This is a genomic window from Malikia sp. (assembly GCF_028687635.1).
GTDB lineage: Bacteria > Pseudomonadota > Gammaproteobacteria > Burkholderiales > Burkholderiaceae_C > Malikia.
In genome coordinates, this window is sequence record NZ_JAQTZS010000001.1 from 129,804 (window position 1) to 149,935 (window position 20,132).

At 67.5% G+C, this 20,132-nt stretch carries 17 protein-coding genes; 6 read left to right on the forward strand and 11 right to left on the reverse strand.

Going from position 1 to position 20,132, the window contains the following annotated elements; genetic code table 11:
• Window position 1: 1 nt before the first annotated feature.
• On the reverse strand, window positions 2-1,351 hold the full coding sequence (gene accC / locus PHR85_RS00670; RefSeq protein ID WP_300049252.1) for an acetyl-CoA carboxylase biotin carboxylase subunit: 1,350 nt from the start codon (window positions 1,349-1,351) through the stop codon (window positions 2-4).
• 11 nt (window positions 1,352-1,362) lie between these two features.
• On the reverse strand, window positions 1,363-1,809 hold the full coding sequence (accB, locus tag PHR85_RS00675; protein WP_300049254.1) for an acetyl-CoA carboxylase biotin carboxyl carrier protein: 447 nt from the start codon (window positions 1,807-1,809) through the stop codon (window positions 1,363-1,365).
• 155 nt (window positions 1,810-1,964) lie between these two features.
• Between accB and pilB the strand changes: the two genes are divergently transcribed.
• Window positions 1,965-3,689, forward strand: a complete 1,725-nt coding sequence (gene pilB, locus PHR85_RS00680; protein ID WP_300049256.1) for a type IV-A pilus assembly ATPase PilB — start codon at window positions 1,965-1,967, stop codon at window positions 3,687-3,689.
• A gap of 50 nt (window positions 3,690-3,739) precedes the next feature.
• Window positions 3,740-4,954, forward strand: a complete 1,215-nt coding sequence (locus PHR85_RS00685) for a type II secretion system F family protein (protein WP_300049258.1) — start codon at window positions 3,740-3,742, stop codon at window positions 4,952-4,954.
• A gap of 16 nt (window positions 4,955-4,970) precedes the next feature.
• Here the strand turns inward: PHR85_RS00685 and PHR85_RS00690 are convergent, their stop codons facing one another.
• Genes PHR85_RS00690 through PHR85_RS00705 form a run of 4 tightly spaced genes read right to left on the reverse strand, consistent with a single transcriptional unit; the run spans window position 4,971 to window position 12,749 of the window.
• A complete protein-coding gene (locus PHR85_RS00690; RefSeq protein ID WP_300049260.1) occupies window positions 4,971-6,125 on the reverse strand; it encodes a two-component system response regulator in 1,155 nt (384 codons plus the stop codon).
• A gap of 2 nt (window positions 6,126-6,127) precedes the next feature.
• A complete protein-coding gene (locus PHR85_RS00695) occupies window positions 6,128-7,822 on the reverse strand; it encodes a GAF domain-containing protein (protein WP_300049262.1) in 1,695 nt (564 codons plus the stop codon).
• Window positions 7,819-11,862: a response regulator gene (locus PHR85_RS00700; RefSeq protein ID WP_300049264.1), complete on the reverse strand. Its 4,044-nt coding sequence runs from the start codon at window positions 11,860-11,862 to the stop codon at window positions 7,819-7,821. Before PHR85_RS00700 ends, PHR85_RS00695 begins: the two co-directional genes overlap by 4 nt.
• On the reverse strand, window positions 11,859-12,749 hold the full coding sequence (locus PHR85_RS00705) for a GAF domain-containing protein (protein WP_300049266.1): 891 nt from the start codon (window positions 12,747-12,749) through the stop codon (window positions 11,859-11,861). The genes PHR85_RS00700 and PHR85_RS00705 overlap by 4 nt, the downstream gene beginning before the upstream one ends.
• Window positions 12,750-12,902: 153 nt before the next feature.
• Here PHR85_RS00705 and PHR85_RS00710 point away from each other — a divergent pair, with 153 nt between their 5' ends.
• The 4 genes from PHR85_RS00710 to PHR85_RS00725 are packed head-to-tail and all read left to right on the forward strand — an operon-like array spanning window position 12,903 to window position 15,393.
• Window positions 12,903-13,751 carry an A24 family peptidase gene (locus PHR85_RS00710; protein WP_300049268.1) on the forward strand — a complete coding sequence of 283 codons (849 nt, stop codon included), beginning with the start codon at window positions 12,903-12,905 and terminating at the stop codon, window positions 13,749-13,751.
• Window positions 13,751-14,365 carry a dephospho-CoA kinase gene (coaE, locus tag PHR85_RS00715; protein ID WP_300049270.1) on the forward strand — a complete coding sequence of 205 codons (615 nt, stop codon included), beginning with the start codon at window positions 13,751-13,753 and terminating at the stop codon, window positions 14,363-14,365. The genes PHR85_RS00710 and coaE overlap by 1 nt, the downstream gene beginning before the upstream one ends.
• A gap of 34 nt (window positions 14,366-14,399) precedes the next feature.
• Window positions 14,400-15,155 (forward strand): cell division protein ZapD, encoded by a 756-nt coding sequence (gene zapD / locus PHR85_RS00720; RefSeq protein ID WP_300049272.1) that lies wholly within the window; start codon window positions 14,400-14,402, stop codon window positions 15,153-15,155.
• 10 nt (window positions 15,156-15,165) lie between these two features.
• Entirely contained in the window at window positions 15,166-15,393 is a 228-nt protein-coding gene (locus PHR85_RS00725) for a DNA gyrase inhibitor YacG (protein WP_300049274.1), read from the forward strand.
• Here the strand turns inward: PHR85_RS00725 and PHR85_RS00730 are convergent, their stop codons facing one another.
• From PHR85_RS00730 to PHR85_RS00750, 5 genes are all read right to left on the reverse strand, one after another.
• The gene (locus PHR85_RS00730; protein ID WP_300049576.1) at window positions 15,394-15,861 is read right to left on the reverse strand and encodes an NUDIX domain-containing protein; all 468 of its coding nucleotides are present in this window, start codon (window positions 15,859-15,861) and stop codon (window positions 15,394-15,396) included.
• The gene (locus tag PHR85_RS00735) at window positions 15,855-16,754 is read right to left on the reverse strand and encodes an ATP-binding protein (RefSeq protein ID WP_300049276.1); all 900 of its coding nucleotides are present in this window, start codon (window positions 16,752-16,754) and stop codon (window positions 15,855-15,857) included. The genes PHR85_RS00730 and PHR85_RS00735 overlap by 7 nt, the downstream gene beginning before the upstream one ends.
• Entirely contained in the window at window positions 16,751-17,980 is a 1,230-nt protein-coding gene (gene argJ / locus PHR85_RS00740; RefSeq protein WP_300049278.1) for a bifunctional glutamate N-acetyltransferase/amino-acid acetyltransferase ArgJ, read from the reverse strand. The genes PHR85_RS00735 and argJ overlap by 4 nt, the downstream gene beginning before the upstream one ends.
• 124 nt (window positions 17,981-18,104) lie before the next feature.
• The gene (locus PHR85_RS00745) at window positions 18,105-18,449 is read right to left on the reverse strand and encodes a hypothetical protein (RefSeq protein ID WP_300049280.1); all 345 of its coding nucleotides are present in this window, start codon (window positions 18,447-18,449) and stop codon (window positions 18,105-18,107) included.
• Window positions 18,450-18,554: 105 nt separating this feature from the next.
• Entirely contained in the window at window positions 18,555-19,862 is a 1,308-nt protein-coding gene (locus tag PHR85_RS00750; RefSeq protein ID WP_300049282.1) for a YadA C-terminal domain-containing protein, read from the reverse strand.
• Between the last annotated feature and the right edge of the window lie 270 nt (window positions 19,863-20,132).

Below are 20,132 nucleotides of genomic sequence, written 5' to 3' on the forward strand. Positions count from 1 at the left end.
CTTAGCGCTTGTGTTGCTCGAGCCAATGCTCAAGGTAGTGGATGTTGGTGCCGCCGGCCTCGAAGCTGGCGTCGACCATCAGCTCGCGGTGCAGCGGCACGTTGGTCTTGATGCCCTCGATCGCCACCTCGGACAGCGCGGTGCGCATGCGCGCCAGCGCCTGCTCGCGGGTGTCGCCATGCACGATGATCTTGCCGATCATCGAGTCGTAGTTGGGCGGCACCAGGTAGTTGGCGTAGACATGCGAGTCGACCCGCACGCCCGGCCCGCCCGGCATGTGCCAGGTCGTGACGCGCCCCGGCGAGGGCGTGAACTTGAACGGGTCCTCGGCGTTGATGCGGCACTCGATCGCGTGGCCGCGCAGCTGGATCTGGCGCTGCGTGAACGGCAGCTTCTCGCCGGCGGCGACCAGGATCTGGGTGCGCACGATGTCGATGCCGGTGATGGCCTCGGTCACCGGGTGCTCGACCTGGACCCGGGTGTTCATCTCGATGAAGTAGAACTCGCCGTTCTCGTACAGGAACTCGAAGGTGCCCGCGCCGCGGTAGCCGATCTTCTTGCAGGCCGCCGCGCAGCGCTCGCCGATCTTGTCGATCAGGCGGCGCGCGATGCCCGGCGCCGGCGCTTCCTCGATCACCTTCTGGTGACGGCGCTGCATCGAGCAGTCGCGCTCGCCGAGGTAGACCGCGTTGCGGTGCTGGTCGGCCAGCACCTGGATCTCGATGTGGCGCGGGTTCTGGAGGAACTTCTCCATGTACACGGCCGGGTTGTTGAAGGCCGCGCCCGCTTCCGACTTGGTGGTCTGGACCGCGTGCAGCAGCGCCGCCTCGGTGTGCACCACGCGCATGCCACGGCCACCACCACCACCGGCGGCCTTGATGATGACCGGATAACCGATCACCTTGGCGATGCGCCTGACCTCGACCGGATCATCGGGCAGCTCGCCCTCGGAGCCCGGCACGCAGGGCACGCCGGCCTTGAGCATGGCCTGCTTGGCCGCGACCTTGTCGCCCATGATGCGGATAGACTCGGGCGTCGGGCCGATGAAGGTGAAGCCGCTTTGCTCGACGCGCTCGGCGAAGTCGGCGTTCTCGGACAGGAAGCCGTAACCGGGGTGGATGGCCTCGGCATCGGTGACTTCGGCCGCCGAGATGATCGCCGGCATGCTGAGGTAGCTCTGTCCCGAGGCGGCCGGACCGATGCAGACCGCTTCATCGGCGAGCTTGACATACTTGGCCTCGCGGTCGGCCTCGGAGTAGACCACCACGGACTTGATGCCCATCTCGCGGCAGGCCCGCTGCACGCGCAGCGCGATCTCGCCGCGGTTGGCGATCAGGATTTTCTTGAACATGGCCGCCGCCCTTATTCGATCACGAACAGGGGCTGGCCGTATTCGACAGCGTTGCCGTTTTCGACCAGAATCTGGGTCACGGTGCCCGTCTTGTCGGCCTCGATCTCGTTCATGATCTTCATGGCCTCGACGATGCAGATCGGCTCGCCTTCCTTGATCTGGCCGCCGATATCGACGAAAGCCTTGGCGCCCGGGCTGGCGGAACGATAGAAGGTGCCGACCATGGGAGACTTGACGACATGGCCCTTGACGGCCTCGGGCTCGGCGACAACGACCGGCGCGGCAACCGCCACGGGGGCCACGGCGACAGCGGCCGGGGCGGCGGCCACCATGGGCACGGCGCCAACCGGCGCGCTCTTGACGATTCGAACCTTGCCCTCGGCCTCGGTGATTTCGAGTTCGGACACGTTGGATTCCGACACCAGGTCGATCAGGGTCTTGAGTTTGCGCAGATCCATATCTTCTCCAATAAGTGCATCTAAAATGCACCAAAGTTTCCACAACGACGTGAAATTGGGCACGAATATACACGATACGGCGCAAGCTGCGTGTACTGATTTTGTGGTATGGCCAGCGGCATTTTTCGCAAAAATGCGGAAAATATCCAAGAAAAATGCCTGAAAGAAGCCCTCCATCCGCGACCGAACTGCCGGGACTGGCACGCGCGCTGGTGTCGGCCGGCAAGCTCTCGCTCGCCACCGCCGAGGAGCTCTACAGCAAGGCCCGTGAACATAAAAGCAGCTTCATCGCCGAGCTGCCCGGCAGCGGCGCGGTCTCGGCGGCCGACCTGGCCCATATCCTGTCGCAGGCCTACGCCGTCCCCCTGATCGACATCGACGCGCTGGACCCGCAGCGCCTGCCCAAGAACCTGCTCGACCCTCGGACCTGCCTGCAATACCATGTGCTGCCGCTGGGCCGGCGCGGCAACCGCATCAGCATCGCCACCGCCGACCCATCGGACCAGAAGGCCGCCGAGAAGGTCAAGTTCGCCACCCAGCTCGGCATCGACTGGGTCGTCGCCGAGTTCGACAAGCTCGGGCGCTTGGTCGAGGCCGCCGCCGCCAGCGCTGGCGAGACCATGGAGCAGATCATCGGGAGGGACTTCGAGTTCGACGAGTCCAAGGTCGAGCTGACCAGCTCCGAGGCGTCAGACAAGATGGCGCAGGAAGTCGAGGACGCTCCCATCGTGCGTTTTCTGCACAAGATGCTGCTCGACGCCTACAGCCAGCGCGCCTCCGACCTGCACTTCGAGCCTTATGAGCACAGCTACCGGGTGCGCTTCCGCATCGACGGTGAGCTGCGCGAGATCGCCGCGCCCCCGGTCGCGATCCGCGACAAGCTGGCCTCGCGCATCAAGGTGATCTCCAAGCTCGACATCTCGGAAAAGCGCATCCCGCAGGACGGACGCATGAAGCTCAAGGTCGGCGCCGACAAGGTGATCGACTTTCGCGTCAGCACGCTGCCGACGCTGTTCGGCGAGAAGATCGTGATCCGGATCCTGGACCCGAGCAGCGCCCAGATGGGCATCGAGGCGCTCGGCTACGACCCGCAAGACAAGCAAACGCTGCTGGAGGCGATCGCCAGGCCCTACGGCATGGTGCTGGTCACCGGACCGACCGGATCGGGCAAGACCGTCTCGCTCTACACCTGCCTCAACATCCTGAATCAGCCCGCCGTCAACATCTCGACCGCCGAGGACCCGTCCGAGATCAACCTGCCCGGCGTCAACCAGGTCAACGTCAACGAGAAGGCCGGATTGACCTTCGCGGCCGCGTTGCGCGCCTTCTTGCGCCAGGATCCGGACATCATCATGGTCGGCGAGATCCGCGACCTCGAAACGGCCGACATCGCCATCAAGGCCGCGCAGACCGGCCACCTGGTGCTGTCGACGCTGCACACCAACGACGCGCCCAGCACGCTGTCACGCCTGCTCAACATGGGCGTCGCGCCGTTCAACATCGTGTCCAGCATCAACCTGATCACGGCGCAGCGGCTGGTGCGCAGGCTGTGCCCCGCCTGCAAGACGCCGCTCGACATCCCGCCGCAGGCCCTGGTCGACGCCGGCTTCAAGCCCGAGGAGCTCGACGGCAGCTGGCAGCCCTACCAGCCCGTAGGCTGCAAGGACTGCAACGGTGGCTACAAGGGACGGATCGGCATCTACCAGCTGATGCCGATCAGCGAGGCGATGCAGCACATCATCCTGGCCAATGGCAGCGCGCTCGAAATCTCGCAGCAGGCCAGGCGCGATGGCATGCCGAGCCTGCGTGAATCCGGGCTGCGCAAGGTTAAACTGGGTATCACTTCGCTGCAGGAGGTGTTGGCGAACACCAAGGATTGAGCTGGCACGGCCGCGTCAGGCAGACGAGCATTCAAAAAAGAGGGGAAGTCATGGCCACAGCCGTGAGCAAGGTCAAGGAATACGTCTTCGAGTGGGAAGGCAAGGATCGCAGCGGCAAGGCCATCCGCGGCGAGACCCGCGCCGCCAGCGAGAACCTGGTCATGACCGCGTTGCGCCGCCAGGGCATCGTTCCGCTCAAGGTCAGGAAACGTCGCATGTCGGGTGGCAAGTCGATCCGCCCCAAGGACATCGCGATCTTCACCCGTCAGCTCGCGACCATGATGAAGGCGGGCGTGCCGCTGCTGCAGGCGTTCGACATCGTCGGGCGCGGCAACCCCAACCCCAAGGTGAGCCGGCTGCTCAACGAGATCCGCACCGACGTCGAGACCGGCACCTCGCTGAGCGCGGCCTTTCGCAGGCACCCGCTCCACTTCAACGCGCTCTACTGCAACCTGGTCGAGGCCGGCGAGGCCGCCGGCATCCTGGAGGACATCCTCGACCGGCTGTCGGTCTATCTCGAAAAATCCGAGGCGCTCAAGAGCAAGGTCAAGTCGGCGCTGATGTACCCGACCGCGGTGCTCGTGGTCGCCTTCGTGGTGGTGGCCGTGATCATGATCTTCGTGATCCCGGCCTTCAAGGAGGTGTTCTCCTCCTTCGGCGCCGACCTGCCCGCGCCCACGCTGTTCGTGATCGCGCTGAGCGAGTTCTTCGTCGCCTGGTGGTGGCTGATCTTCGGCGGCCTGGGCGGCGGCTTCTACTTCTTCATGCAGGCCTGGCGCCGCAACGAGAAGGTGCAGCGCGTGATGGACCGGCTGCTGCTCAAGCTGCCGATTTTCGGCACGCTGGTCGAGAAGTCGACCGTGGCGCGCTGGACCCGCACGCTCGCGACCATGTTCGCCGCCGGTGTGCCGCTGGTCGAGGCGCTCGACTCGGTCGGCGGCGCCTCGGGCAACTCGCTCTACGCCGACGCCACCGTCAGGATCCAGCAGGAGGTCTCGACCGGCACCAGCCTGACGCAGGCCATGACCAATACCCGAATCTTTCCGTCCATGGTGCTGCAGATGTGCGCCATCGGCGAGGAGTCGGGCTCGATCGACCACATGCTGAGCAAGGCGGCCGATTTCTACGAGCAGGAAGTCGATGACATGGTGGCCGGTCTGTCCAGCCTGATGGAGCCCATCATCATCGTGATCCTGGGCTCCATCATCGGCGGCATCGTGGTCTCGATGTACCTGCCGATCTTCAAGCTGGGGCAGGTGGTCTGAGCGACATCGCTGGCGCTCAGGCGCTCATGACACGCGTGACATGCTGGCGCTTGAGTTCGAGCTCGGCGTCGCTGTCGACATAGCGCTGCGCGATGGCGCGGAACTCCTGCTGGATGAGGAGGAAGGCATCCACCATGTCGGGATCGAAATGCCTGCCGCGCCCCTCGGTGATGAGGGCCACCGCCTGCTCGTGCGGCATGCCCTCCTTGTAGACGCGGCGACTGATCAGCGCATCGTAGACATCGGCCAGCGCCATCATGCGGGCCGAGACCGGGATGGCCTCGCCCTGGAGCCCCTCGGGGTAACCCGAGCCATCCCATTTCTCCTGGTGGCTGTAGGCGATCTCCTTGGCCAGCGTCAGGAACTCGACCGGCATGCCGAGCTGGCGCTCGGCGGAGTGGATCGCGTCGCGCCCGAGCGTGGTGTGCGTCTTCATGAGCTCGAACTCCTCGGGCGTGAGCTTGCCGGGCTTGAGCAGGATGCGGTCCGGGATGCCGACCTTGCCGATGTCATGCAGCGGCGCCGACTTGAACAGCATCGCGACATAGCGGTCATCGAGCCAGCTGGCGAACCTGGCCTGCTCGCGCAGCTTGAGCGCCAGCGCCTTGACGTAATGCTGGGTGCGTCGAATGTGGTTGCCGGTGTCGGAGTCGCGCGTCTCGGCCAGCGAGGCCATGGCCAGGATGGTCACATCCTGGATCGCGACGACCTCGGCGGTGCGCTTGCCGACCTCGCGCTCCAGGAATTCAGCCTTGTCGCGCAGGAAATCGGCACTGGCCTTGAGGATCAGGTGGTTGCGCACCCGCGCCATCACGATCGGCGGGCTGATCGGCTTGGTGATGTAGTCGACCGCGCCGAGGTCGAGCCCCATCTTCTCGTCCTCGACGCCGCTCTTGGCGGTCAGGAAGATCACCGGAATGTCGCGCGTGGCGGGGTCGGCCTTGAGCTGGCGGCAGACCTCGTAGCCGTCCATGCCCGGCATCATGATGTCGAGCAGGATCAGGTCGGGCGGCGGGATCGCCTGCGCGATGCGCAAGGCTTTTTCGCCATCGATCGCGGCCTTGACCTTGTATTCGTCGCGCAGCAGCCCCGTCATCAGCGAGAGATTGGCCGGGGTGTCATCGACCACCAGGATGGTGGCGGGCTCTTGGGGCTTGGTGTCGGGGTTCATGGTCATGCTCGAAAAAGGGTGGCTCGTTCGGTAGCGGGGCTCCGGGCCGCGGGTGCGGCAGCCGTAGTGTCAGCGTAATCCAGCTGCGGACTGGCGTCGACCGCGACGGCCGCGGCGCCGGCCTGCGCGCGCGCCTCGGCCAGCAGGCGCTCCAGGCGCTGCTCGGCCAGCAGGACTTCGAGGTTCATCGCCAGCACCGGCAACAGGCCCTCGAGCGCGGCCTCGATCCGAGCGCAGTCCGGGTCCATCGAGGCGAGCTCCAGCACCCCGATCAGGACATCGTTGCGCAGCACCGGCAGCAGCAGCAGGGAGCGCGGCAACGCCTGCCCCAGGCCGGATTCGATGGTCCAGAAGCCCGGGGGCACGTCGCTGAAGCTCAGGCTGCGCCGCTCGCGCGCGCATTGTCCCAGCAACCCGTCGCCCAAGGCCACCCGCTCGGGCGCCTGGTCGGTCGCATAGCTGCCCGCCAGGCGCAGCCGAGGCTCGCCCGCGGGCCCCGGCTCGACGCAGTAGAGGCTGCCCTGGTGCATGGGCAGGAAGCGGCTGATCTCGTCGAACAGCGTGCGGGCCAGGGCTGGCAGTTCGCGCGCGCGCTGCAGTTGCAGCGTCAGCTCGGACTGACGCGCCTTGAACTGGGCCAGTTGCATGAGTTCACGCGAGGCCGCCTCGCTCAGGGCCAGCGCCTGGCGCCGGGCATCGTGGTTTTGCACCCCACGCAGCAACAGGGCCAGCAGGGCAAAGACCAGCAGCGCAACGACGCCACCGATCGTCATCAAGCCAAACGCCGATTCCTGCCGCGAGGGCGAGGCCAGCAGCACCAGTTGCCAGCGGCCGGTGGCATCGGGCCAGCGCAGGCTGGCGCGCGCACTCAGGTGACGCTCGCCGAGCAGGGTGACCCGGTCACGCGCCAGGTCGAAGGACAGCCGGCGCGGGATGGCGCCATCCTGGAACGCGGGCCCGAACTGCTGACTCAGGCCAGCGGCCTGGGCGTGGTCGAGGTCGGCAGCCAGCCGGAAATTCCAGCGCTCGTCGCTGCTCGCGTAGACCAGACCCAGGGGCGACAGCAGCAGGGCGTGCTCGCCGAGCGCGCGCAAGCTCGCATCCAGGCCCTCGGCCGGGAGCTTGATGGCGACAACGCCGATCACCAGGCTGGCACGATCGGCTTCGGCGTAGAGCGGCGCGGCCAGGAAGAGACTGCGCCGCAGCACATCATCGCCCTCCGCTATTGGATAGACGGTTTCCTGGCCAGCGAAGGCCTGCTGCCAGTAGGGCCGGTCCTGCCACAGCAAGCCGGTGACCGCGGGAAAATCGGAGGCATTGGCGACCACCCGGCCGTCGGCATCCATGACATAGAGGCCCTCGGCAGCGAGCGCACGCCGCAGTGGCTGCAGCCGCTCAAGCGCCCGCGGTGCGTCAGGCGGCAGGCGGCCCTGGACCAGTTCCTTGAGGACGGGCTCGTTGATGCCGAGCATGGCGACGGCCCCCATGGTCCTGCCACGCAGGGTCTCATCGGTCAGTTGCACCGCCTGGCGCTGCGCCTGGGTCTTGAGCAGATGGCTCAGGTCGGCCTCGTCCGCGCGTCGGTAGGTGCCAGCCGCCAGCCCGCCCGCCAGCAGCGACAGCAGCAGGGCGAACACCAGATAGGTGGGCGCATGCCGCAGCAGCCCGCGCGCGAAGTCTTCCCTGAGGCGGCTCATGCGGCCTCCCCTCGGGCGAGCACCGACTCGCGCAGGGCGCGCAGCGCAAGGTCGTAATCGAAGCCGCGCAACGCGCCGTCCACCTCGGCCCAGCGTTCGCCGAGCGCGGAGCGCAACAGCGCGCCGTCGGTCTCCCAGGCCTGCTCGGCGGCTGAATCGGAATCCGCCAGCAACCGCTCCAGCCGCTGCCAGGCGGCACGCAGCGCCAGCTCGTCCACTTCGGCTGGCATGGCCGGCGCCGGGGCATCGCCATCCTGGTTCGCGGCCAGCCATTGCGCGAGCGCGGCGACCAGCGGATCCAGCCGCGCCGAGCAGGCCACCAGCAGGGGCCCGAGCGCATCGCGCGGCGCGCGCTCGCGCAAGGCCTGCTCGAGTTGCTCGGCCTCGGCCTGCAGCTGTGTCGCGCCTATGCTGCCGGCGGTCCCCTTGAGCGTGTGCGCCGCGCGCTCGGCACCGACCTCGTCGCCGGCGTCGAGCGCGGCCGACACCTGCGCGACAGCGCCCTGTTCTAGCGCGATGAACTTCTGCAGCAGCTTGCGGTAGAGCGCCGGCTTGCCAGCGGAACGGGCGAGGCCGAGCACGGCGTCCAGTCCGGGGATCTCCTGCGGGAGCAAGGCATCGGCCTGCTGCGGACGGGGCACTGACGGCAGTTCGACCGGTACAGGCAAGGCGATGGCATCCGGGACTGGCGCCTCCGCAACCGCGTTGCCGACGGCTGCGCTCACGGCGCGCGGCGGGATCCGGCGCAGCAGGGCCCGCCAGAGCTCGTCGGGATCGATCGGCTTGGCCACGTAGTCGTTCATGCCCGCCGCCAGGCAGCGCTCGCGGTCGCCCTGCATCGCGTTGGCGGTCATCGCGATGATGGGCAGATCGGCGAACTGGGGCAACTGGCGGATCTCGGCGGTGGCGGCCAGACCGTCGAGCACCGGCATCTGCATGTCCATCAGCACCGCGTCGTAATGGCCGACGGGATGCCGCAGCAGCTGGTCGAGCGCGATGCGACCGTCGACGGCGACCTCGACGGCGAAGCCGGCGTCATGCAGCAACTCGACCGCCACCTCCTGGTTGAGCTCGTTGTCCTCGGCCAGCAGCAGCCGCGCGCCAGCGATGGCAGCGAGCGCCGGCCCGGCCGGCGCCGCTTCGCGCCCCGCCGGGGGCTGCGGTGGCTGTTCACCGAGCGCCCGCATCGCGGCATCGAACAGCTGCGAGGGGTTGGCCGGCTTGGTCAGCACGCTGGCGAAACCGGCTGCCTCGGCCGCCTCGGCCACCTCCTCGCGGCCGTAGGCGGTCACCATGACCAGGCGCGGCGGCGGCTGCAGGCCCAGCGCCAGGATGCGGCGACCCGCCTCCAGCCCGTCGATGCCGGGCATCTGCCAGTCGCTGAAGATGAGCCGGAACGGCCGCCCCGCAGCGGCGCCGCGGCGCACGGCCTCGATGCCCGCCTCGCCACCGGCAGCCCCCGTGACGTCGAAGCTCATCGCAGCCAGCATCTCGGCCAGGGCGAGACGCGCGTACTCGTTGTCCTCGATCACCAGCACGCGGCAACCGCGCAGGTCGATGCGCGGCTGCAGGACACGGGCCTGCTGGACCCCCTTGCCCAGGCGCGCGGTGAACCAGAAGGTCGAGCCCCGGCCGAGCTCGGACTCGACACCGACCGCCCCGCCCATGAGCTGGGCCAGGCTCTTGGAGATCGCCAGCCCCAGCCCGGAGCCGCCATAGCGGCGCGAGGTCGAGCTGTCGGCCTGGCTGAAGCTCTGGAACAGCCGGCCTTGCTGCTCCTGACTCAGACCGATGCCGGTGTCCTGCACCGCGAAATGCAACAGCACGTCATGCTCGCCTTCCTCGCGCAGGGAGACCCGGATCCGGATCTCGCCGCGCTCGGTGAACTTGACCGCGTTGTTGCAGTAGTTGACCAGGATCTGGCCCAGCCGCAGCGAGTCGCCGATCAGGGAGCGTGGCAGGCCGGGTTCGAGCTCGAACACCAGCTCCAGCCCCTTGCTGCTGGCCTTCTCGGCCACCAGGTTGGCGACATTCTCGAACACCGCGTCGAGCTCGAACTCGGTCGATTCGATCTCGAGCTTGCCGGCCTCGATCTTGGAGAAGTCGAGGATGTCGTTGATGATGCCGAGCAGGTGCTGGCTCGAGCGCTGGATCTTGCCGAGGTAGTCGCTCTGGCGCGGGTTGAGCCCCGACTTGTGCAGCAGGTGGGCCATGCCGATGATGGCGTTCATCGGGGTGCGGATCTCGTGGCTCATGTTGGCCAGGAAGCTGCTCTTGGTGCGCGCCGCGTCCTCGGCCAGTTCGCGCGCGCGCCGCATTTCGTCGGCGACGCGCCACTCCTCCGAGATGTCGTCGAGCGTCCAGACGACGCCCTGCGACAGGTCCTGCAGGTCGATCGCGTGACCGTTGAGCCGCACCCAGAGCTGGCTGCCATCGTGGCGCCGCAGGGCCGCGTCCAGCCGCACGGCGTCACCGCGGCGGATCTGCTCGTCGCTGCGCTCGATCTGTTCGCGCGTGCGCGGATCGGCGAACCAGTGCAGCATGCCGCGGCCGACCAGCTCGGGACAGGACTGGCCCAGCAGCCGACCCAGCGGCGGGTTGCACTTGACGACCTGCTGCTCGCGCAGCACGGCAATCCCGCTCGTCACCGACTCGAAGATCGCATTCTGCTCGTCGAGGATGGCGGAGATCGAACGGCGCTGGAACTCGATCTCCTCCTTCTGGCGCGCGAGTTCCAGCGCCTGCTGCTGGCTGGACTCCAGCAGGCGCTGGGTCCTGACGTTGCGCTCCAGGATCTCAAGCCCCAGCGCCAGCATCGGCAACAGGCCTTCGAGCAGGCCCTCCTCGCGCTGACCGAACACGCGCAGCGCCGCCAGCTCGATCACCGCGAGCACCTTGCCGCTGCTGAGCACGGGCAGCGCAATGATGGCCTCGGGCGCCGCCTCGCCCAGGCTGCTGACGATGCGCACGTAGTCGGCCGGCGGACGGGTGATCTGGATCACCGCCTTCTCCAGCGCGCACTGGCCGACCAGGCCCTCGCCGAGGTCGAAGCGCTGGGCCAGGCCCTTGCGCTCGGAATGGGCGTACTGGGCGATCAGGCGCAGCTGGCGCTGCTCGGCCTCGACCACGTAGAACACCGCATGACCGACCTGCAGCAGGGGCGAGACCTCGGACAGGAAGCGCTGCGCGAGCTCGCTGAAGCTGTTGCAGGACTGCAGCAGGGTCGCGATCCTGGCTTGGTGCGACTTGGCCCATTGCTCCTGCGCGACCTGCTCGCGCGTGACGCTGTACTGGGCCAGCGAGCGCGCCAGCTCGCCGACCTCGCTGAGCTCCTGCTCGCAGGCCAGCGGCTTGAAGGGCTGGCCGGTCTTCATCGCCTGGACCTGCTCGTTCATCTCGGACAGCGGCCGGATCACGCGCCGCCGGTAGTAGTAGCCCAGCATCACCGTCATCAGCAGGGCATTGAGCAGGATCAGCCCGAGCTGGGCGGAGCGGGCCTGATCCAGACGGCGATCGGCCGAGCGGAGTTCGGCATCCAGCCGTGAGCCGAGTTGGCGGCGAAAGCGCCGTACCGGCTCCTGGATATCCGCCAGCGCCGCGTCATAGGCCGGGCCGAACACCAGATCGGTCGCGGTGGCCCTGTCGCCACTGCTGCGCCCATCCAGCGCCATCGTCTCGATCTGGAGCAGACCAGCGGCCCGCTCACGCGCCTGATCGAGCAAGCCTTGCTCGGCGGGCAGCAGTCCCATGCGTTGCAAGGCGTCGAGTGCCCGCGGCACACGCTGATTGAGCTGGACTTCGTCCCTGTAGGCGCGCTCATAGCGGGCATTGCCCGTCACCACGAAAGCCCGCACCTGATTGCCCAGATAGGTGACACCCTCCAGAAACAGCTCGCTCTGCTGACTGGCCACGAACTGGCGTTCGGAGGCGAGCTGTCTGCGACCCGTGAGATGGCTGACGAACAGGAAGCCCAGGCCGTCGAGCAATGCCAGCAGCAGGCAAAGCGCCACCGCACTGAAGTTGATGCGACTGAGCTTCATGAGCGCAGCCCGGAAGGCATGGCAGCCAGCGCCACCCTGGCCTGCTCAAGCAGGCCCTCGCTGTGCTCGGCCCGCTGCAGGATATCCAGGCACATCGCAAACACCGGGGCGATCTCGTCGAGCAGCGCGCGCGCCGCCTCGTCCAGGGGCCGCAGGCTGGCCAGTTCCAGCACCGCGAACAGGCGACCCCGGTGCTCGATCGGCTGGATCAGCAGCTCGGCCGGCTCGGCGTCGCCCAGGCCCGAAGTGATGCGCAGGTAGCCAGGGCCCGGCTGGGCGATGACGATCCTGCGCCGCAGGCGGGCGGCTTCGAGCAACAGCGGTCCGATACGGGGCTGGCGCTCCAGCACGGCGGCGGCACTGGAACCCTCGGCGCCATAGCGCGCCGCCGCCGTCGGCGACTGGCTGCCCTCGTCCCAGAAGCAGCACAGCCCCTGCTGCATGGGCAGGCTGGGCGCCAGACCGGACAGCAGCTGGCGGGCCAGTTCGTCAGGACTGCGGGCCTGTTGCAAGCGCGCCGACAAGCTACCGAACAGGGCGCGCCGCTCGGCCTGGGCCGCGGCAAGACGCTGACTGACTTCGACCCGCTCCAGCTCGGCCATGACCTGGCGACCGGTCGTGAACCGGGCCAGCAGCAGCAACAGGATGGAAAACACCGCCATGCCGACCACGGCGAACGAGAGCATCGAGGCCGATCCGGGCGGCAGCAGGCCGGTCGACTCGGCGGCGTGAAAACCCGCAGTGGCCAGCAATGCCGCCAGCAGGTTCAGCGCGGACAGCCACCCGCTCAGGCGGTGCAGCGAGCGGCACCAGGCGGGCAGGCGCACCACCTCGGCGACCGCCAACCTGGGCGAGTCGGGCTCCGCCACTACTCGGCCTTCTTCCATCACAAGCCAGTCTCCATCATCCATCCACGTGCGACGCGGCCCGCTGGATTACGATCGAAAATCGTCCGCCTGACCCTGTCACGGCTGCGGCGCGAATCCGGAACACGGCCGCCTTGACTTATGCTAGAGATGTTAAACCAAAGGTGCGCCTAATTGCTTGACCTCCCGAATGGAATATGGAACTGGTGGCTGGCTGGCCTGATCGGCCTGCTGGTCGGCAGCTTCCTCAACGTGGTGATCCACCGCCTGCCGCTCATGCTGGAGCGGCGCTGGGCGCGCGAGTGCGCCGAACTGAGCGGACAGGAACCCGCGCCCGGGGAGGCCCTGAGCCTGGCCCGGCCGCGCTCGCGCTGCCCGTCCTGCGGCACACTGATCCACTGGCATCAGAACATTCCCTTGCTGAGCTACGCCCTGCTGCGCGGGCGCTGTGCCCACTGCGGCGCGGCCATAGGCTGGCGCTACCCGCTGGTCGAGGCGCTGACCGGCCTCCTGTTCGCCTGGGTGGTCGCACACCACGGCAGCGGCATGGCCGGTCTGGCCGGTTGCGGACTGGCCGCCACTCTGGTCGTGCTGACATGCATCGACTGGGACACCACGCTGCTGCCGGACGACATCACGCTGCCACTGAGCTGGGCCGGACTGGTCGTCGCCGCGCTGGGCTGGAGCGCGACCGGGCTGACCGACGCGCTCTGGGGCGCGGTCGCGGGCTACCTCTCGCTCTGGCTGATCTACTGGGCCTTCAAGCTCGCCACCGGCAAGGAGGGCATGGGCTACGGCGACTTCAAGCTGCTGGCCGCGCTCGGCGCCTGGTTCGGCTGGCAGGCGCTGATCCCCATGATCCTGCTCGCCTCGCTGAGCGGCGCGGCGGTCGGCATCGCGCTCAAGCTGCGCAGCGGGCTGCGCGAGGGCGGCTACATCCCGTTCGGCCCCTTCCTGGCGCTGGGCGGACTCTGGGCCCTGTTGTTCGGCCCCGACAATTTCCTGCACTGGATGGGACTCTGATGAAACAACATGTTGTGAGGCTGGGCCTGACCGGCGGCATCGGCAGCGGCAAGAGCACGGTCGCGGCCACGCTGGCCGAACTCGGCGCAGTGGTGATTGACGCCGACGCCATCTCGCGCGCCAGCACCACCGCCGGCGGGATCGCGGTCGAGGCGATTCGCGCCGCCTTCGGCGACGAGTTCGTCACCGCCGAGCATGCGATGGATCGCGAGCGCATGCGCGCGCGGGTGTTCACCGACCCGGCCGCCAAGGCCCGGCTCGAAGGCATCGTGCATCCGATCGTGCGGGCCGAGATCGACCGCCAGGTCGCGGCCATGACAAAGGGCATCGCGGTGCTGGATCTGCCGCTGCTGGCCGAGTCGCCTGCCTGGCGCCAGCGCTGCGATCTGGTCTGGGTCGTCGACTGCGACCCCGAAACCCAGATCCGGCGCGTGATGCGGCGCAACGGCTGGCCGCGCGCCCAGGTCGAGCAGGTACTGGCCGCCCAGGCCAGCCGGGCACAGCGGCTCGCGATCGCCGACGGCGTGATCGCCAACGACGGGGTGACGCTGGCCGAGCTCAGGGCAACGGTGGGCCAGCGCTGGGACGAGCTGCGCCAGCGATTCGGGCTATGATGATCCGTTAAGCCCGAATACCGACCCGCGCGCCGTGATCCTCTACGAGTACCCCTTCAACGAACGAACCCGCACCTACCTGCGCCTGGAACACCTGCTGAACCGGCTCGCCTTGCTGGTCTCGCGCACCCACTCGGTCGACCACCACTACGCGATCCAGACCCTGTTCGAGTTGATGGAAGTGGGCTCGCGCTCGGACCTCAAGTCCGAGCTCATGAAGGACATCGAGCGCCACAAGCAGATACTCAATGGCTACCGCGACAACCCGGCGATCTCGGAGCAAGCGCTGGACCAGTTCATCGCCCGGCTCGACGCCTGCTTTGCGGTGCTCAATGCCGATGGCGGCCGGGTCGGCCATGGCCTGCATGGCAACGATTGGCTGATGGGCATTCGCAATCGCATGGGCATCCCGGGCGGCACCTGCGAGTTCGACCTGCCCTCCTACCATGAGTGGCTGCACCGCCCGCCCGAGGCGCGCCAGCATGACCTGGCCCAATGGTCGGACGAATTCAGCGGCCTCGGCCGCGCGCTGACCATGCTGATGAAGCTGCTGCGCGACAACGGGATGCCGCAGAAGGTGATGGCCATGGACGGGCAGTACCAGCAAAGCCTGCCGCAGGGAAGAGGCTTCCAGCTGCTGCGCTTGCGGCTGGACCCCAAGTCGGGACTGGTGCCGGAAATCAGCGGCAACCGTCTGCTGTTCTCGGTGCGGCTGATGCGGCGCGGTGACGACGGCCGCCTGCAGCCCTCCGCTGCCGACCTGCCACTCGAAGTGAGCCTCTGCGCCTAAAGGAGAAACCATGAGCCAGCCAAACCGCCACCAGGCGCCCGCCAGCTTCGAGGCCCGGACCGTCAAATGCCCGGCCTGCGGTGGCCCCAGCCGCTATGCCGCCGACAACCCCTACCGGCCATTCTGCTGCGAGCGCTGCAAGAAGCTGGACCTGGGCGCCTGGGCCAGCGAGGAGTTCCGCGTTCCGAGCGCGCCGCCACTGGAGCCCGCGCCGCCCGAGGACGGCTGGCGCTCCTGATCAGGGCTGGCCGGCAGCCTGGTCGGCCTCCTGCTGCAGCCATTCGAGCACCGGCACGGTACCGGGCAGCACCGGCTCGACATTCACCGGCAGGGTCTGCCAGGCGGATTCCTGGCCCTCGTGCATGTGCAAGTCACCGCTCCAGTGGTAGACCTTGCAGAAGTTCAGCCGCACCAGCGCGTGCGGATAGTCGACCAGCTTCTCGTGCCAGGGGTGGGCCTGGCCGATCGTGACGCCGATTTCCTCCTGCAGCTCGCGCCGCAGCGCCTGCGCCACGGTCTCGCCGGCTTCGAGCTTGCCACCCGGAAATTCCCAATAGCCCGCGTAGACCTTGCCAGGCGGGCGCGTCGTCAGCAGGAAGCGGCCCCGGGCGTCGATCAGCACCCCGACCGCGACCTCGGTCACGGGACGATCAGCCCCGCCCTCGCGCGGCCGGTCGCCGTCCGCCACCAGCAGCCCGCTCACGATGAGGCTCCAGCATGGGCAGCCTTTGCGTCGGCACGCTCGCCCGCGTGGTGACGAGCGAACTGGTAGGCCACCCGGCCGCTGCGCGAGCCGCGCTCGAGCGCCCAGACCAGCGCCTGCGGGCGCGCCGCCTGGAACTCGGACTCGGGCACGCCGTAGGACGCCAGCCATTGCCAGACCACGCTCAGGTACTCGTCCTGGCTGAAGGGATAGAAGCTGACCCAGAGCCCGAAGCGCTCGGACAGCGAGATCTTCTCCTCGACCGCCTCGCCCGGGTGCAGCTCGCCGCTCTCGCCCCGGCTGGCACCGAGGTTGTCCTTCATGGTCTCGGGCAGCAGGTGGCGCCGGTTGCTGGTCGCGTAGATCAGCAGGTTGTCGCTCGCGGCCGAGACACTGCCGTCCAGGATGGACTTGAGCGCCTTGTAGCCGGACTCGCCGCTCTCGAAGCTGAGGTCATCGGCGAACACGACGAACTTCTCGGGCCGATCCGCCACCAGCTCGACGATGTCGGGCAGGTCGATCAGATCGTCCTTGTCGACCTCGATCAGGCGCAGACCCTGCGGCGCGTAGGCGTTCAGGCAGGCCTTGATCAGCGAGCTCTTGCCCGTGCCGCGCGCGCCGGTCAGCAACACGTTGTTGGCCGGCAGGCCGCGCACGAAATGCTCGGTGTTGCGCTCGATCTTTTCCTTCTGGCCCTCGATCTCCCGCAGGTCGGCCAGTGCGATGGTCGCGACATGGCGCACCGGCTCCAGCCGGCCATGGCCGCCGCGCTTGCGGTAGCGAAAAGCCACCGAGGCCTGCCAGTCCGGCGCCGACAGCGGCTGCGGCAGCACCGCCTCGATGCGCTCGATCAGGGATTCGGCCCGCTGCAGCAGGCGCTCGAAGGCTTCGTTCATGAGCGGTAGTCGGCGTTGATGGTCACGTAGTCGTGGCTGAAGTCGCAGGTCCAGACGGTGTCGGACACCTCGCCGCGGCCCAGGCCGACGCGGATCGTGATCTCGCTTTGCGCCATCACGCGCGCGCCGTCCTCCTCGCGGTACTCGGGGCGGCGGCCACCCTGGCTGACCACATGCACATCGTCGAGGTGCAGCTCGATCAGGCCCTGGTCGAGGTCGGCGATGCCGGCGTAACCCACCGCCGCCAGGATGCGGCCCAGGTTCGGGTCGCTGGCGAAGAAGGCGGTCTTGACCAGCGGCGAATGCGCGATCGCATACGCGACCTTCAGGCATTCCTCGGTGGTCTTGCCACCTTCGACGCGCACAGCGATGAACTTGGTCGCGCCTTCGCCGTCGCGCACGATCGCATGCGCCAGCGTGCGCGCGACCTCGGTCATGGCGGCGACCAGGGCCTGGCCGTCGGCGCTGCCCAGGTCGGTGACCGGCGCGTTGCCGGCCTGGCCGGTGGCGATCACGACGAAGCTGTCGTTGGTCGAGGTGTCGCCGTCGACCGTCACGCGGTTGAAGGAGGCGTCGGCCAGCTGCTTGGCCAGCGCCGGCAGCAGCTCGGGCGCCACCGCGGCATCGGTCGCGAGGAAGCCCAGCATGGTCGCCATGTTCGGGCGGATCATGCCCGCGCCCTTGGAGATGCCGGTCACGCTCACGGTCTTGCCGCCGACCTGGGCCTGGCGGCTGGCGGCCTTGGGCACGGTGTCGGTGGTCATGATGCCCTCGGCGGCCTTGAGCCAGTGATCGGCCTGGGCATCGGCCAGCGCGGCCGGCAGGCCCGCGACGATGCGGTCGACCGGCAGCGGCTCCATGATGACGCCGGTCGAGAACGGCAGGATCTGCTCGGGCGAGACGCTGAGCTCGCGCGCCAGCGCGATGCAGGTCGCGCGCGCGTCGACCAGGCCCGGTGCGCCGGTGCCGGCATTGGCGTTGCCGGTGTTGATCACCAGCGCGCGGATGCCGTGATGGGCACTCAGGTGCTCGCGACAGACCTGCACCGGCGCGGCGCAGTAGCGGTTCTGCGTGAAGACGCCCGCCACCGCAGTGCCCGCGTCGAGCAGGAAGACGGTCAGGTCCTTGCGGTTGGCCTTGCGCACGCCGGCTTCGGCGACACCGATCTTGACGCCCGCGATGGGCAGGAGGCTAGCGGCCTCGGGTGCGGTCCAGTTGACTGCCATGTATGACTCCGGATGATGTATTCGGGCGCCGACGCGCGCCATCGCGCGCCTGGACGGAGGGAATTGAGCGTCCGATTCTAGGCGCTCGCAATGACGGTGAGATCCGACGGGAACGCCCGCGTGCTCACTTTGGCCGTGCGGCGGCCGGTGCACTGGCGCTGCCCTGCGTGGCAGGGGCAGGCGGCGTCACGTCTACCACCTGCTGGCGATTCTTGACGCAGCTGATCGCGCCGACATTGTTGCCGTCGTAGACCAGATTGCCCTCAACCGACTTGCGCGACGCGCGCTCGGGCGTCAGCACGTAGCAGATCACATCGGCTTGCTGGTCGTAGAGCTTGAGGATGACCGCCTCCGGCTGGCCGGCGTCGAACACCTCGACCAGTTGCATGGGCTTGGCTTTCTGGGCGAGCGCGACGCCCGCCGTGCCTGCCAACAAGGCGACCAACAGGGAATGAAGGGGCTTTTTCATCAGATCGATTATCCGTTTGTATCCGGCCCCGGGGTGTCGGCGCTCTGCATACGAAAAAGGGCCGCCCGAAGGCGGCCCCGTCAATTATCCGGCCTCAGGGTCGGATCAGAAGCTCCAGCCGACACCGGCGCTGACGGTGGCATCGCTGCCAGTGAAGCCGACGCCGAACTTGGCGGTGGTGTCGGGGTTGATGCGGGCATGACCGCCGAGCGACAGCGCACTCTCGCCCTTGTAGTGGCCGACACCGACGCCGAAGTTGTACTGCTTGCCGGTTTCGAGAGCCGGCAAGCCGGCCAGTGCGGCAGCGCCGGCGATACCGCGGCGAGCTTCCTTGCGGACGTCCTGCACCTGACCCCAGTTGGCGGCGTCGTGAGCATTGGTACCGTCAGCCAGCCCCGTGATCTTGTTGCCATTCATATTGGCACCAGTGTTGTAAGTCACCGATGTCGGCGTGACCACCAGCGGTGCGCTCGCGTCCGTCCCCCCCAAATAGGCGTTGGGGGTGGAAATCGAGTTGGTGGCGTTCACGTTCGCGACGTTGGAGTTGGTCGCGGTCACAGTGCCGGCGCTCACGCTGGTAGCGTTAATGACCCCGGTCGTACCATCCAGCGTGATGGTGTTGGTGCCAGCGCCATTGGTGACGTTGACCGAACCCGCCTGCGTGTTGCCGACCGTGCCGTCACCGCCAACACTCAACGCGCCAGCATTGCTGACGGCAAGAGTCTGGCCATTAGTGGTGTCGGCCACCGTCATGCCACCATCGCCCAACGTCAGCGTGGTGGAAGCCGTGCCGCCGCGCAGCGAAGCGCTGCTGTCGGTCACGGACAGGCCGTTCCAAGCCGTGTTGGCAGTATTCCTGACGCCGATGCCAGCGGACCCGGCAGTCACCTGAAGACCACCAGCGCCAGCGACATCCGTGCCGCTGTTGGTGTGAACCTGGAGTCCGCCAGCTGCAACTGAAGCCGCAGACACCTGACCCGAAGCGCCGTCCAGACTGATGGTCGTCGCGGCACCATCGCGAACATTCACGACACCCGCGATACCACTCGTGCTGCCGAAGTTGCCTTGACGGGCACCCAGGGTGTTGACGCCGGTGATGCTGTTACTGTCAGAGGGATTGATGCTGATCGAGCCGGAGTTGATGCCACCATTGGCAGTCAGCACGCCCGTCATCGTCGTCGCGCCGGTCACACCCAGAGTGCCCGCCACGGTGGCATTGCCGCCCACCGAGGCATCACCAGTGGTCGTCAGGGTGGCGGTGCCGATGATCGACCCACCAGTAAGGGCGACTGAATCCCCGTTAACAACCGCCCCGCCCACGCCACTACCACCTGAAATCGCCCCCGTAACTTGAGCGAATGCACCACCAGACAGCAGGCTTGCGACGGTCAAAGCAATTACTCTTTTTTGCATTAAAGATCCCCCTTGAGTTGGTTATGGATGGGCATGACTGCGCCAGCAGATCGATTTATTCGATACCGGGACTGCAGTCAAACCTCCCACCCCAAGAGGCAGTCTATATCATGATATTTTCATATTCAACGACTCTTTAGTCCCATGATAATACCAGGACAAATCATAAACAACATATGACACATGACATCCAGTCGCCCTCAGACGCCGAGAAAGACATATGCCCAAGCTGACCGTCAAGGCGCACCCGAGGCTGGGCAAGCCCGGCAT